Source organism: Neobacillus pocheonensis (assembly GCF_050477905.1).
Taxonomy (GTDB): domain Bacteria; phylum Bacillota; class Bacilli; order Bacillales; family Cytobacillaceae; genus Neobacillus; species Neobacillus pocheonensis_A.
Window position 1 is genome coordinate 122,360 of the sequence record NZ_JBCNAD010000047.1, and the last position, 14,313, is coordinate 136,672.

The following is a 14,313-nucleotide window of genomic DNA, read 5'->3' on the forward strand; positions in this document are numbered from 1 at the left end:
AATTTTTCAGATACTTACTGTGATGAATAATCCCTTCATCACCCCCTTAAAGGCAATGTTAGACTTTAAACTTTAAGCGCCAATGTAGGCTTTTCTGACCTCATCATTAGCGAACAATTCGGCTGAAGTACCTTGTAGGACAATGGAGCCGTTTTCAAAAACATAGCCTTTGTCAGCAATTTTTAATGCAGCGTTGGCATTTTGTTCTGCTAAGAGGATCGTAGTTCCTTCTTTATTAATTTTCTGAATGACTTCAAACATTTGCTCTACGATTAATGGAGCAAGACCAATGGATGGTTCATCCAGGAGCATTAATTTTGGTTTTGACATCAATGCTCTCCCGATGGCGACCATTTGCTGTTGTCCGCCACTCAAAGAACCCGCCGGGTCATTGCGCTTCTCCTTTAAGATAGGGAATAGTTCGTATACATGTTCAAGAGATTGCTTGATTTGTGCCTTCTTCCGACGATGTACATAAGCACCCATATTAAGATTTTCTTCAACGGACATAGCTGGGAATAGTTTACGTCCTTCAGGACATTGACCAATTCCTAATTGGACAGTTTGATCAGCCGACTTCTTGTTGATTTTTTCACCTTCAAAGAGAACCTCGCCGACTGATGGCTTACTTAATCCGCTTATGGTCCGAAAGGTTGTACTCTTACCAGCCCCGTTTGCCCCTAAAAGGACGACGATTTCTCCAGTGTTTACTTCTATATTAATGTCATGGACGGCTGTAAAGCTTCCGTATTTGACAGAGACATTATTAAGTTTAAGCAATGGCGCTCCCTCCCAAATAAGCTTTAATGACCGTTTCATTGTTACGGATTTCCTCAGGTCTTCCTTCGGCGATTTTTCCACCGTAGTTGAGCACCATAATTTTGTCAGCTATTCTCATAATCATTTGCATTTTGTGCTCGATTAGGCAAACCGTGATCCCTTTTGATACCATCTTTTTCATTAATTCCGCTAATCCTTCTGTCTCATCAGGGTTAACTCCTGCTGCTGGTTCATCAAGGAAAACAATTTCCGGATCTGTGGCAAGTGCAAGCGCAAAAGCCGTCCGCTTCTTCTCTTCTTGAGTTAAGCTGCCAACAATGTTACCAGCGATGTTATTCAAACCAACAAACTCTAACACTTCCATAGCCTTATCTCGGCATTGTGCCTCTTCCCTCTTTAGACGAGGAGTTCTAAAAATGGCATCTACTAGAGTTGATTTCGTCCTTAATCTATGTCCGACAATTACATTATCCAAAACGGTCGATTTCTCAAAAAGATTCGTTGTTTGAAAGGTTCGGGCAACTCCAAGTTCAGCTATTTTATTGGATGGCAAGGTAGTAATATCCACTCCTTTAAAAATAACTTGTCCAGAAGTAGGTTGATGGAAGCCGCTGATCAAGTTAAAAAAGGTAGATTTCCCAGCACCGTTTGGACCGATAATCGCATTTATTTTCCCTTGCTCAATCGTGAAGTCCACATTATTAACAGCCGTATTCCCGCCGAATCTCTTCGTTAAATTCTTCGTTTCTAAAAAAATCACGCCTATCCCTCCTTTACCTGTTTATCTGAGATTGTATTTTTTTCTATTACAATTTCTTTTGAAGCTCGAGTTTTAGGCACAGGTAATTTCTGATTGCCTTTCGACATAATCTTTTGATAAAGACTTGAAACTCCTCCAACGATACCCCGAGGGTAAAAAATAACCAATAAAGTTAAAACTGGACCAAATATGAGCATCCGCTGATCCTGTAAATCTTGCAGAAATTGAGATAACCAAACGATGAGCAGTGTACCTACCACCGGACCGCTTAATGTCCCAATCCCCCCTACTAGTAAATAAGTTAATAAGTCAAACGTAATTTGAATAGCACCAATGTCCGGGCCAATAAAACGTACGAATGAAGCATACAAGGCACCAGAGAGTCCAGCAAAGAAAGTTGATAATACAAATACGGTTAATTTGTTTCTCATTGTTGAAATTCCGATGGTTTGGGCTAAATCTTCGCTATTACGAATCGCAATATACGTTCTCCCTGATAATGAGTGAATAATGCGATACATAATCAGAACAACTAGGACTAAGAAAAATAAAACTAGATAATAATTTGATAGTTCGTTATCAAATTTAATCGGGCCAATATTTGCAGGGGCTGGAATCCCAATTAATCCGCGAACACCTTCTGTCAGACTCTCCCATTTATCAATCACTAGATATAGAATATAGCCTAAGCACAATGTATAAATGGCGAAAAAATGCTCTTTCGTCCTTAATGCAATTACGCCAACGATAAGACCTAAGACACTTGTAATAACAAGCGCTAACAAAAAGGCTAACCAGAAATTCATTTGTGCTTTAACGGTTAAAATTCCAAGTGAATAGGCTCCGATTGCAAAGAACCCAGCATGTGCTAATGAAAGATATCCTGTATAACCAGCCAGTAAATTGAGGCCATAAACCCCAATCATCCAGATGAAGGACAATGTCATGACGTGAATAATATAAGTATTATTTTGAGTCATGAAAGGAAAGAAAACAGCAAGTAAGACTAAAACAGGAATGACGATTTTTTTATTTAAGATCGTTGACATTAATGCTGGCCCCCCTTTGAAAACAGTCCTGTCGGTTTAACTGTTAAGATAATAACAAGGAGGACAAAGGCAATGATGTCCTTATAGTCATTAGAAATATAGGTTGCACCTAGACTTTCACTGAATCCTAAAATATAGCCTCCAACAATCGCGCCTGGGATACTTCCCATTCCGCCAAGGATAATGATTACAAATGCTTTTAAAATAACGAGCTGCCCCATCCCTGGAAATACTAGATTAATAGGTGCCGATAATGACGAGGCAATAGCAGCGAGGCCCCCTGAAATCATAAAAGTTAACATGGCAACCTTATTCGTATTAACCCCAACTAAGTTTGCCCCTTCACGATTCTGCGACATGGCGATGATCGTTGCACCGGTATAGGTCTTTTTAAGAAAAAGATATAACAAGATCATGACGACAACTGCAGCGATAACAATTAACAGCCTTTGCATAGTAATGGTTAATCCAAAAATCTGGACAACACTGCCATATGGAGTTGGCATTGACTGGTAATCAGCACCCCAAAACTTTTGAGCGAAGGCTTCTAAGAATAAGAGGATACCAATCGCAGCAATCTTATCATGGATTGGCGGTGCTTCTCTTAATGGGTGGAAAACCAACCTTTCCATTAGAACACCAATAAGTCCCACAACAATAATCGAAACGAATATCGCAATCCAATAATGGAGTCCAAATTTGGTCATCATCGTTAAGGTTACGTACCCGCCCATCATGTATAATGCTCCGTGAGCGAAATTCGGAATGTGCAAAATACCATATACTAAGGTTAATCCTAACGCAACAAGGGCGTATACGCTTCCAATTGTTAGGCCATTAAATAACTGCTGAATTAAAATCTCCATTGCTCTCCTCCTTTTGAAATATCACTGCTTGTCCAATCATTTTTTTATTGAACTGTATTTTCTGCTTTTGCTTTTTCTTCATCTTGAAGAGTACGCCATAAAATCTTACCGCTGGATGTCATTGGGAATTGCTCTCTAAATTCGATAAATCTTGGGTATTTATAAGCGGCCATATGTTCTTTGGACCACTCAATAATGTCTTCCGCACTCACTTTCCCATCAAAGCCTTCATTTAAAATAACAAATGCTTTGACCGTTTCTCCTCTTCTTGGATCTGGTACCCCGACAACACAGGCCTGCTGTATTGCAGGATGTTTATAAAGGTATGACTCCACTTCAGTCGGCCAAACCTTGAATCCAGAAGCATTAATCATTCTTTTCACCCGGTCGACTATAAAGAAATAACCTTCTTCATCATAACGGCCGATATCACCGGTTCTGAAAAATTTCTTTCCGTCAATATCGATAAATGAATCTCTATTTTCATCATCACGGTTATAGTAACCAACCATTACTTGAGGACCATTGACGATGATTTCACCCACCTCACCGACACCTAATTCTTTTCCAGTTGTTGGTTCGATGATTCTTGAATCAACATCAAAGGACGGTACGCCTAGGCACTGCATTTTAGGACGTTCAGCTGGATTAAAATGCGTTTGGGCAATCGTTTCAGAAAGGCCATATCCTTCGACAAAACGTAATCCCGATAATTGATATAATTTTTCACCAACCGCTTCTGGTAAGGCTGCGCCCCCTCCTGAAATAGAAGTTAGTGTAGATATATCTTCTGCTTTTAATTTTGAATTTGCTAAAAAATCAACAATCATGGTTGCAATCGTGACCCAATGGGTACAGCCCAGATTTTTTATTAAGTCGACAGCAGTATCTCGATTCCATCTTGTCATGATGACAATGGTGCTGCCGCTGTAAATTGGCATATGCATGCTGTGTACCATACCAGTAACATGGAATAGTGGCAAAGTCATCAAATGGATCGCATTTGGAGTTGACTGGGACCAATGATAACAACCTACTGTATTTGCTTGTACCGTCCGGTTTGTATGCATACAACCTTTAGGGAGCCCTGTCGTACCTGAGGTATAGGGAAGGACTGCAAGATCATCACCTTTTAAGGTGTGTTCAGACGGAATCAGATTTGCCTCAATCGCGTCATACCAGTGGAAATGGTTTGGTCCATTGAAGAATACTCGGGGTTTTTCTACCTCTTGGGGTAGTGCTCCCTTGAAATCTTCTCCAATATAATCGGAATATGCAGCGATTAACAAATTTTCAAGAGATGTTCTCCCTAATAATGGACGGATGCGATCATCTAATTCCTGGCCAGCTATCGCCGTTTTTATTTCACAGTCGCGGATGTAAAATTCTAGTTCATCAGCCACTAGCATAGGGTTGATTGGGACCACTACAGCATTTGCCCTATTAATAGCATAATATCCAATGATGAATTGCGGCGAATTTTGCATGAACAATAATACCTTGTCGCCGGCCTGCACTCCTAATTTATGCTGTAAATATCCTGCTAAAGCATTTACCTCAGCATCCATTTGTTCGTATGTAAGTGTGTTTCCATAATAGTAGATTGCATCCTGATCAGGATAACGGCTAGCACTAACTTTAAGGTTGTCATAAAGCGACGTAGCAGGGACTTTCAAAGACTTTGATATTTTTGGCCAAAACTTGTGATGAAGAGTTAACATATTTCCGCTCTCCTTTTAATAGAATGTTAAATAATGTTGGATATTCTCTCATTACTAGTAATACCGTTAAGAATCATATCTAGAAAAATCTCGACAACTTTTTCAGTAGGAACTTCACCATCCGGGTTAAACCAGTAATAGCTCCAATTGGTCATTCCAAGTATTCCCAAGGTGAGGATGTCTGCTCGGAAATCTTTATTTATAACACCTTGCTTTATTCCTTCCTCAACCAATTTCTGCGTATTCTTTCGAAATTTAGCTCGTTTTTCTTTAATTTCATCAACATGGTTTTCGCTTAAATGTCTATTTTCTCGGGTGAAAATCCTTGCACTTGGACCTTTAGTCTTAATGTTATTAATCAGCATAAAGACAATTTCATAAAGTTTTTTGGTAAAATCATAGGAAGGATTATTTAAAATTACTTCCTGCTCCTTTACAATCTCCTCAATATAGGACAAGTGGATATCCTTCAATAATTCCTCTTTACTGTTAAAGTAATAGTAAAACGTTCCCTTCGTAACGCCCATTAATTGAACAATATCCTGGACGGATGTGGATTTAAAACCATTTTGATGAAATAATTGGATACCGGTTTCCATTATTTTTCGCTTCATAGGACGTTTCCTTTCAGCTAATTAATCTCGGTGGAAGGAAGGGGAGGCAAAAACCTGCCTCCTTTTCCTAATGAATTAAGCTCATTTTTGAGATTATTCGCGTTCAATGATGGTAGCGATTCCTTGACCGCCTCCAATACAAGCGGTAATCAGTGCATATCTTCCCTCAGAGCGTTGTAATTCATAAACAGCTTTTGTTACTAGGATGGCACCGGTTGCCCCTAGCGGATGGCCATGGGCAATAGCTCCCCCGTTAACATTCACTTTTCCGAGGTCCATCTCAAGTTCTCTATTACAAGCTAAAACTTGGGCTGCAAAGGCTTCGTTGATTTCGATCAAGTCAATCGCATCAATTGATAAACCAGATTTTTCTAATACCTTTCGTACCGCAGGAACGGGACCGATTCCCATAATGTTAGGGTCAACACCCGCAACAGCATAGTCACGAATTACCGCTAAAGGGGTCAGATTTAATTCTTCTGCTTTTTCTCTTGACATAATGACTAGAGCTGAAGCGGCATCATTTAATCCTGAGCTGCTTCCCGCCGTAACCGTGCCGCCTTTTAGGAACGCCGGCTGCAATTTCGCCAATCCCTCTAATGTCGTTTGCGGTCTTGGGTGTTCATCTTTATTAAATATTACTGGTTCACCTTTTTTTACTGGTACCGTGATCGGTACAATTTGTTCCTCGAATCGGCCTTCTTGCATGGCATTCGCCATGCGGCGCTGACTTTGAAATGAGAATTCATCTTGCTCTTCTCTCGTAATCTGATATTTTTCAGCCAAATTTTCAGCCGTTATTCCCATATCAGGATTACCTGCCTCTTCAGTAGATACCTTTAATCTAGTAAATCTTGGCGGTTCGGAGCTATATGGCTTTTCCGGCCGCTCCATTAAATAAGGAGCGCGGCTCATACTCTCAGTGCCGCCAGCGATATAGATGTCTCCATCCCCTGCACGAATCGCTTGGGCTGCAAGATTGACGGCATTAATACCTGAACCACATTGCCGGTCTACTGTTAAACCAGGTAAGTCAATCGATAACCCTGTTTGTAAGGCTGATAATCTCGCAATATTCCCCCCGCCCGACAACACATTACCAAAAATAACATCGTCGACCATTTCAGGTTTGAGCTTCGCTCTACTTAATGCCTCTTTGATAACCTCTGCACCTAATACGTGAGCAGGAACACCCGCTAAGGCCCCTCCTTGCCTGCCTATCGCTGTTCGTACGGCTGAAACGATTACTGCATCTCTTTTCATCTATTAACTTCACCCCTAATTTTATTTAAAAACTTTTGTCTATTTTCTAGGAGGCTTGTATTATCTGCATTTTTTCTTACATTGCATGTGCACCGCCGTCAACTACCACAATGTCCCCCGTTACAAAATTAGAAGCAGGTGCCGCTAAGAAAAGGGCTACTCCTTTTATATCGGTATCTGATCCAAATTTTCGTAATGGCGTGCCCTCCAAAATGGCTTCTCCACCTTGATCCAATAAACCTTTTGACATTTTCGTCGGAAAAAACCCTGGAGCAATGGCATTGACATAAATACCATGTGGTCCCCATTTCACCGCTAAATCCTTTGTAAAAGTAACCACAGCACCTTTACTAGCGTTATAGCCTATCGCATTCATATATTTAGGATTGCTTCCCTGCAGACCTGCTACAGAGGCAATGTTGATGATTTTTCCTGACTTTTGTTCTAGCATCACTTTTCCAACTGCCTGAGACATTAAGAACGTTCCAGTAGCGTTTACATTTAACACCTTCTGCCATGCTTCAAGTGGCATTTCTTCCACTGGAGCCCCCCAAGAAGCACCGCTGTTATTGACGAGAATATCAATTCGTCCAAATCGTTCCATCGTCTGTTCAACAACATTTTTTACGTCTTCAGGATTGGAAACGTCACATTTCAACGCAAAGCTTTCGACACCGAGTTTTTTAAGCCCTTCACTTACTTCTTCACAGGCCTCAAGTTTTCTTGAACAAACCACCACATTTGCTCCCGCTTCGGCAAAGCCTTCAGCGATTTGCTGGCCAAGACCTCTGCCTCCGCCTGTGACTATCGCCACTTTTCCTGTTAAATCAAATAGCTTCTGAACATGCATACAACTTCCCCCTATAAAACCATCAACGGTATTTTTTCAATTCGTATCTTGCAATTGCCCGCTTGTGAACCTCATCTGGACCATCCGCTAACCTTAAGGTACGGATATTCGCCCAGCTGGCTGCAAGTGGAGTATCTTCACTGACCCCGGCAGCACCAAATGCTTGAATCGCGCGGTCAATGATTTTTAATGCCATATTTGGGGCAACCACCTTAATCATGGCAATTTCTGCTTTTGCTTCTTTATTTCCAACAGTATCCATCATGTATGCCGCTTTAAGTGTCAATAATCTAGCCTGTTCAATATCAATTCTTGCCTCTGCGATCCACTCTTGAATAACACCTTGCTCTGAAAGTTTCTTTCCAAATGCTGTTCTTGATTGAACACGCTTACAAAGTTCTTCAAGTGCGCGCTCTGCAGCACCGATTGTTCTCATACAATGATGGATTCTTCCAGGTCCAAGACGACCTTGTGCAATCGCGAAGCCTTTTCCCTCATCCCAAAGCATATTAGAAGCAGGGACCCGTACATTTTTGTATTCAATTTCCGCGTGGCCATGTGGAGCATGGTCGTATCCGAAAACAGGTAAGATTCTTTTAATTGTGACCCCTGGAGTATCAAGAGGTACAAGAATCATAGATTGCTGTTCATGAGTTGGTGCTGTTGGATCGTTTTTACCCATGACAATCGCAATTTTACACCGTGGATCGCCTGCACCAGAAGACCACCATTTCGTTCCGTTAATGACGTATTCATCACCATCGCGGATAATACTAGCCTGGATATTAGTGGCATCCGATGAAGCTACATCTGGTTCAGTCATTGAAAAACAAGAACGAATCTCTCCGTTTAATAAAGGTTTTAGCCACTTTTCTTTATGCTCTTCTTTCCCATAACGTACTATAACTTCCATATTACCCGTGTCAGGAGCAGCACAGTTGAATACCTCAGGGGCAATACTGGAACGGCCCATAATTTCACAAAGCGGAGCATATTCCAAATTCGTTAGGCCTGCACCAAATTCACTTTCTGGTAAAAATAAATTCCATAACCCATGTTGTTTTGCTTTTTCTTTCAGCTCTTCCATGATTGGAGGAACCTTTGAAAACGGATCATTTTTATCAATTTGTTCATGATAAACCTTTTCATTCGGATAAATAAATTCATCCATAAACTCTGTAAGTTTTTTCTGTAATTCTTTCACTTTATCGGAATATGTGAAATTCATCATTACCACTCCCTTTAACATACTAACTAGTTGGTATGTTGTTATTTTAAATATATCCATAATTTTTAGAATATTCAACCGTCTGCTTTTCGACAATTTTCTCATTGATATAGTAGAAACATATTTATTAAACCTACTAACACTACTTTTCATGAATAAATTCAAAAAATCCTATATTAATCTAATATTTTTAAAATATTTTTTTTACTCCGATTATCGAAGTATCTTATAGACACCTGTTCCTTTTGCAATAAGTAGATGATTTTCATTTAATATTTCTGATTCTATCGTCGCTACTTTATATCCCTGTTGGAGTACCTTTGCCCGAGCAAAAAGATTTCCAGTGTTTGTTGGGGCAAAATAATGCACATCCAAATTCACTGCTGAGACAGAAGTTTGATATATTTTGCGCAGATGAATGGTTTGGACCGTGTCAAGCATGGAGGCATGAACACCGCCATGAAGAGAATTGTTTGTGTTTAATAGTTCTTTCTTTACTACTAGCTTTAATAATAGTTCGTCTTCCTGACTGCTTACGATTTCAAATCCGATATGATTAAAAAAAGGGTTTTTATTAATTCCTTTAAACATTTCTTTTTCCATCACCTGCAACCTATCCCCCCCTTCTCTACCCATTTTTAATCGGAGCTGCCTTAAAGGTCCCCATTCCCTTAGCAATTAGAACTCCGTCTTGCGAATAAATCATTCCCTCTGCCGTGACATATTTGCCCCCTTGATTCAATATTTTCGTTTCCGCCTGATAATAATCTTTCGGTGAAAGGTCGAAAAATGATAGATTTAGATTAATCGTAGTAGCAAACGAGTTTGTTTCCAGAGAGATGGTGGCACCCATAGAAATATCAAGCATGGTTGAAAAAACACCAGGATGTATCGTACCATCGTCCTGGAGTAAATGCTGCTGCAAGGATAAATCTAGTTCAAACCTATCAGCCACTGTGCTAGTAAACCCCATATAATCAAAAAAAGTCGATGATGTTTTGGCTATGTTCAATTCCATATTCCTTTCTATACGACCTCGACCATCAATGCCATTCCTTGGCCGCCGCCGACGCAAAGAGTAGCGATTCCTCTCTTTTTCCCACGGCGTAGTAGTTCGTGAATTAAGGTCGTAGTAATCTTTGCTCCCGTTGCCCCAAGTGGATGACCAAGTCCAATAGCCCCTCCATTTACATTTACCTTCTCTGTATCTAATTGTAATTCGCGAATAACAGCTAATGACTGCGAGGCGAATGCTTCATTCAACTCAATTAAATCGATATCTTCCAGAGTAAAGTTTGTTCTTTCCAAAAGCTTCTTAACCGCTGGTACAGGGCCAATTCCCATGACTTCTGGAGAAACCCCTACCGCCGTCCAATCAACAATTTTAGCGAGCGGTTTCAATCCAAATTTTTCAGCATGATTGGCAGATGTGAGCACTAATGCAGCTGCACCATCATTCCTGCCGCAGGCATTTCCAGCCGTAACGGTGCCATTTTCTTTAAAGGCAGCCCGAAGTTTGCTCAGCGCAGCCATAGTTGTTTCAGGTCTTGGATGTTCATCAACCGTAAAGGTAAAGGAACTTTTTTTGCTTTTAATCTCAACTGGAACGATTTCTTCCTGGAAGTGGTTATTTTTAATCGCAGCAGCAGCCCTTAATTGACTTTCAAGCGCAAAAGCATCCTGGTCTTCTCGTGAAATTGAAAATCGCTCCGCTACATTTTCTGCTGTAATCCCCATTCCAAGGTCATTACCATAGATTTCACTAGGTTGTTGCCCCGCCTCTGTGTTCGAATCAACCAACTTCGTTTGGTCTCCGCCAAAGCGGGAGTTTCTTAGATAAATAGGGGCATTGCTCAAACTCTCTGTTCCACCGGCAACCACGATTTCTGCTTGCCCGAAAGCAATTTGTTGAGCACCGGAAGCAATTGCTTGCATGCCGGAAGCACATAAGCGGTTAATCGTAAAAGCAGCCGCACGTTCAGGAACCCCTGCCCTCAACGCTGCCACTCTGGCCACATTCGAAGATTCGGTAGTCTGTCTTACTTCTCCCAAGATGACTTCATCGACTTGATCCGCTGAAATACCAGCTCTGTTTATAGCCTCTTTAATGGCAATTGAAGCGAGCTGTCCGGAATTTAGGCTTTTTAATGCGCCGCCATACCTTCCGACAGGCGTACGAACGGCACTTAAAATTACAATCTCTTCCACTATGAAGTCCCTCCTAGATTAAATTTGCTATATCCTTTTACTAATTGTGCAGCAAAGATATTTTTCTGGATTTCAGATATCCCCTATATGTAGTTATCCCTCCTTCTAAACCCCGTCCATCTAAAGTACTCGTTAAACCATTTTCTTTGATTCTTCTAAAAGGATTCGTTTCAAAACCTTACCAACCGTATTCCGCGGCAAGGCTTCGATGATCTCAAATTGCTTTGGCACTTTGTAACGAGTTAAAAGTTGGTAGCAATGCTCCTTTAAGGCATTGATGTTTATACCCTTGCCTTCCTTGGGTACAATAAAGGCTTTAACAAGTTCTCCTGCTTCTCTGTCAGGTATACCTACTACCGCTGCCTCAAGGATATCGGGGTGTTCATATAACACACCTTCGACCTCCTGTGGGTAAACGTTAAAGCCGCCAACAATAATCATTTCTTTTTTCCGGCCGACAATATAAAAATATCCATCTTCATCCATTGTGGCTAAATCACCGGTATAGAGCCAGCCATTCCGTAAGGATAGATTCGTTTCTTCAGGCTTATTCCAATAACCTAACATCACCTGGGGACCTTTTATTAATAGTTCCCCAACAGTTTTTTCCGGAAGATTCTCCCCATGATCATCGACAATCCGGCAGTCTGTTTTCGGCAGAGGAATACCAATACTGCCAACCTTCATCAAGCCATCTGGCGGATTCCGGTGGGTGGATGGAGAAGTTTCAGATAGTCCATAGCCCTCACCAATGGAGACACCTGTTAACGCTTCAAACTTCTTCAAGACTTCAATTGGCAATGGCGCGGAACCACTTGAACAGGTTTTAAAACAGGTTAAATCATACTTATCAATTTCAGGGTAATTAACAAATGCATTGTACATTTTTGGAACACCTGGAAAGAAGGTTGGTCTGTGAGTTTGAATAAGCTTTAAAACCATTTCGATTTCAAACTTGTTAACTAACAGATTTGCTGCCCCAATGTAAATGGCCAGGTTCATCCCGCTTGTCATCCCATACACATGGTATAAAGGAGTTGCCGTTAAAATGGTTTCTTCTCCAAAAAACATATTTTCACCGTATAACGCTTTACTTTGAAGGACATTCGCCACTAAATTATAATGTGTCAGCATGGCCCCTTTCTTTTTCCCTGTCGTTCCACCAGTATATTGAATGACGGCAATGTCCTGTTGGGCATTAATCAAACATGAATCAACCAGTGGATTGAAACTGTTTATTAACTCGTGAATATTGTAAAAGCCATCTTCTTTTGATGAAAGTTCTGTAACAAATATTCCCTTAAAAGCATAGGAATTTTTTAATTGTGATATTTTTTCCAGACTCTGTGGTTCTGTTACTAAATAGGTCATTTGTGCATCATGAAGTATTTCCAGAAGTTCTCTTGGGGTATAAAGCGGATTAATCTGAACGACAATCATTCCTAGCTTCAATGCAGCATAATAGGAAATCACATAGAAGGGATGGTTGGATACCATTAAACCAACCCGATCCCCGTTTTTAACTCCTAGGTTTTTCCAAGCGGCTGCTAGTCGATCGACCTGATCCTTTAACTGCTTGTACGTCAAACTATCCTCATCGTAAATGATAGCGGTCTTGTCACCATATTTCCTTGTCGTATCTTCCAAAAGTGAATACAAACTAACTTCTGGGATATGAAAGGAAAGAATCGTCGTCTCGGGGTATTGTTCCATCCAGGGACGTTCGTGCTCCATAATCAAACCTTCCACCTCTCCAAATGGAATCTAAAATTTTATTGTTTAATTGTTTGATAGTTTAGTAAATGATAGATTGTTTCAAGGACTGGTGTTTCCACCTGCAATTCCTTTCCCTTTCTTATGATATAACCGGCGATGGATTCAAGTTCAGGTGTTTTCCCTTTTAACTTATCCTGAAGCATCGAGGTATGGTGATTTTTCGCCAGGCTACCTTGAGCAAATATGGTTTCGTAAAAATCTTCATCTATCTCAAAACCTAGTGCTCTTGCTACAGCAATGGACTCTTTACAAATTTTGACCGCAGTAGAATGTATACCGTCATTTTCAAACACGGCGCCTACTTTAGACTCAATTAGAGCTGTTATAGGATTAAAGGTGACATTCCAAAGCAATTTTTTCCACTTTATTTCTAAAATGTTCCTTGAGGTAAATGTTTCGATGTTTGCAGCATTAAATTTAGCTGAAATTTCGTTTACCTGTTCAGTTCGCTCCTCATCCAAAGCCCCGATCAACAGTCTTGGCGGAACACCAATTTGTTTAACGGCACCGTCTTCGGTTACAATTGCCTGAATGTAAGTGGCACATGATAGAATTCGTTTTTCACCAAATATAGAAGCAAGAATTTCTTCATTATCTACCCCATTTTGAAACGTCATAATGAGGGCAGATTCTTTTAAGACCGGAAGAAATTTCGCAGCAACCTCGGTAGTACTTGTTGATTTCACACAAAATAAAAGCAGGTCAATCTCTGAAAATGATTCATATTGATCAGTAAAGATTCCATCTACCGTAAATCGATCCACTTCACTTTCAATCAATAAACCTTTTGAATGCATTCTTTCAAGACTTGAACCTCTTGCCAAAAAAATGACCTCATGTCCGGCCTTTTGTAAAAGTCCGCCAAAATATCCCCCTACGGCACCAGTACCTGCAACCCCTATCTTCATTAGAATTCCTCCAAAAAAATATGTAAGGTTCTGAAAAGACGAAGTCATCTTTCCAGATACCCAAATCAATCCAATAAATCCGGCTGTTCTTTCACAATCCGATTCCACAATGGCTGGAATTGAAACCAACCTGCCTCATGGGTTCCAACGGTTTCATACGTTGCAGCAGCATTTAAATCATCAATAATCACAGGAGACCCAACACCTTCTGCTAGCAACTGCGCTTGGCATGAACGTTCCATTGTTATAAACCACCAGGCCGCTTCATCCACAGATCTCCCTACGGTCAG

Annotated in this window: 14 protein-coding genes and 1 pseudogene; all 15 read right to left on the reverse strand. The window is 40.6% G+C overall.

Features of this window, described 5'->3' with window-relative positions:
* Positions 1-72: 72 nt before the first annotated feature.
* The gene (locus ABES02_RS24545) at positions 73-780 is read right to left on the reverse strand and encodes an ABC transporter ATP-binding protein (protein ID WP_430140393.1); all 708 of its coding nucleotides are present in this window, start codon (positions 778-780) and stop codon (positions 73-75) included.
* Entirely contained in the window at positions 773-1,537 is a 765-nt protein-coding gene (locus ABES02_RS24550) for an ABC transporter ATP-binding protein (protein WP_430140409.1), read from the reverse strand. The genes ABES02_RS24545 and ABES02_RS24550 overlap by 8 nt, the downstream gene beginning before the upstream one ends.
* 5 nt (positions 1,538-1,542) lie before the next feature.
* Positions 1,543-2,589: a branched-chain amino acid ABC transporter permease gene (locus ABES02_RS24555; RefSeq protein ID WP_430140394.1), complete on the reverse strand. Its 1,047-nt coding sequence runs from the start codon at positions 2,587-2,589 to the stop codon at positions 1,543-1,545.
* Complete coding sequence (locus tag ABES02_RS24560; protein ID WP_430140395.1) at positions 2,589-3,455, reverse strand: branched-chain amino acid ABC transporter permease; 867 nt, start codon at positions 3,453-3,455, stop codon at positions 2,589-2,591. The genes ABES02_RS24555 and ABES02_RS24560 overlap by 1 nt, the downstream gene beginning before the upstream one ends.
* Before the next feature lie 44 nt (positions 3,456-3,499).
* Positions 3,500-5,176 (reverse strand): long-chain fatty acid--CoA ligase, encoded by a 1,677-nt coding sequence (locus tag ABES02_RS24565; RefSeq protein ID WP_430140396.1) that lies wholly within the window; start codon positions 5,174-5,176, stop codon positions 3,500-3,502.
* Positions 5,177-5,202: 26 nt separating this feature from the next.
* Complete coding sequence (locus ABES02_RS24570) at positions 5,203-5,790, reverse strand: TetR/AcrR family transcriptional regulator (RefSeq protein ID WP_430140397.1); 588 nt, start codon at positions 5,788-5,790, stop codon at positions 5,203-5,205.
* Positions 5,791-5,883: 93 nt separating this feature from the next.
* Positions 5,884-7,053 carry a thiolase family protein gene (locus tag ABES02_RS24575; protein WP_430140398.1) on the reverse strand — a complete coding sequence of 390 codons (1,170 nt, stop codon included), beginning with the start codon at positions 7,051-7,053 and terminating at the stop codon, positions 5,884-5,886.
* Between the two features lie 76 nt (positions 7,054-7,129).
* Positions 7,130-7,903, reverse strand: coding sequence for an SDR family oxidoreductase (locus tag ABES02_RS24580; RefSeq protein WP_430140399.1), 774 nt, complete (start codon positions 7,901-7,903; stop codon positions 7,130-7,132).
* A gap of 22 nt (positions 7,904-7,925) precedes the next feature.
* Positions 7,926-9,131, reverse strand: a complete 1,206-nt coding sequence (locus tag ABES02_RS24585) for an acyl-CoA dehydrogenase (RefSeq protein WP_430140400.1) — start codon at positions 9,129-9,131, stop codon at positions 7,926-7,928.
* A 213-nt stretch (positions 9,132-9,344) separates the two neighbouring features.
* A complete protein-coding gene (locus tag ABES02_RS24590) occupies positions 9,345-9,734 on the reverse strand; it encodes a PaaI family thioesterase (protein WP_430140410.1) in 390 nt (129 codons plus the stop codon).
* A 25-nt stretch (positions 9,735-9,759) separates the two neighbouring features.
* Positions 9,760-10,143 (reverse strand): PaaI family thioesterase, encoded by a 384-nt coding sequence (locus ABES02_RS24595; RefSeq protein ID WP_430140401.1) that lies wholly within the window; start codon positions 10,141-10,143, stop codon positions 9,760-9,762.
* 14 nt (positions 10,144-10,157) lie between these two features.
* Positions 10,158-11,342 (reverse strand): thiolase family protein, encoded by a 1,185-nt coding sequence (locus ABES02_RS24600; RefSeq protein ID WP_430140411.1) that lies wholly within the window; start codon positions 11,340-11,342, stop codon positions 10,158-10,160.
* Positions 11,343-11,471: 129 nt separating this feature from the next.
* Positions 11,472-13,073: a long-chain-fatty-acid--CoA ligase gene (locus ABES02_RS24605; RefSeq protein ID WP_430140402.1), complete on the reverse strand. Its 1,602-nt coding sequence runs from the start codon at positions 13,071-13,073 to the stop codon at positions 11,472-11,474.
* Positions 13,074-13,111: 38 nt separating this feature from the next.
* Complete coding sequence (locus ABES02_RS24610; RefSeq protein ID WP_430140403.1) at positions 13,112-14,023, reverse strand: ketopantoate reductase family protein; 912 nt, start codon at positions 14,021-14,023, stop codon at positions 13,112-13,114.
* Positions 14,024-14,088: 65 nt separating this feature from the next.
* A pseudogene (locus ABES02_RS24615) lies at positions 14,089-14,313 on the reverse strand (class II aldolase/adducin family protein); the annotation flags it as partial.

What these genes read in the sequence shown, in the direction of transcription:
- ABES02_RS24555 (WP_430140394.1), bottom strand. Translation starts at nt 2,589, where the DNA reads ATGTCAACGATCTTAAATAAAAAAATCGTCATTCCTGTTTTAGTCTTA.
- ABES02_RS24560 (WP_430140395.1), bottom strand. Translation starts at nt 3,455, where the DNA reads ATGGAGATTTTAATTCAGCAGTTATTTAATGGCCTAACAATTGGAAGC.
- ABES02_RS24565 (WP_430140396.1), bottom strand. Translation starts at nt 5,176, where the DNA reads ATGTTAACTCTTCATCACAAGTTTTGGCCAAAAATATCAAAGTCTTTG.
- ABES02_RS24570 (WP_430140397.1), bottom strand. Translation starts at nt 5,790, where the DNA reads ATGAAGCGAAAAATAATGGAAACCGGTATCCAATTATTTCATCAAAAT.
- ABES02_RS24575 (WP_430140398.1), bottom strand. Translation starts at nt 7,053, where the DNA reads ATGAAAAGAGATGCAGTAATCGTTTCAGCCGTACGAACAGCGATAGGC.
- ABES02_RS24580 (WP_430140399.1), bottom strand. Translation starts at nt 7,903, where the DNA reads ATGCATGTTCAGAAGCTATTTGATTTAACAGGAAAAGTGGCGATAGTC.
- ABES02_RS24585 (WP_430140400.1), bottom strand. Translation starts at nt 9,131, where the DNA reads ATGAATTTCACATATTCCGATAAAGTGAAAGAATTACAGAAAAAACTT.
- ABES02_RS24590 (WP_430140410.1), bottom strand. Translation starts at nt 9,734, where the DNA reads ATGGAAAAAGAAATGTTTAAAGGAATTAATAAAAACCCTTTTTTTAAT.
- ABES02_RS24605 (WP_430140402.1), bottom strand. Translation starts at nt 13,073, where the DNA reads ATGGAGCACGAACGTCCCTGGATGGAACAATACCCCGAGACGACGATT.
- ABES02_RS24610 (WP_430140403.1), bottom strand. Translation starts at nt 14,023, where the DNA reads ATGAAGATAGGGGTTGCAGGTACTGGTGCCGTAGGGGGATATTTTGGC.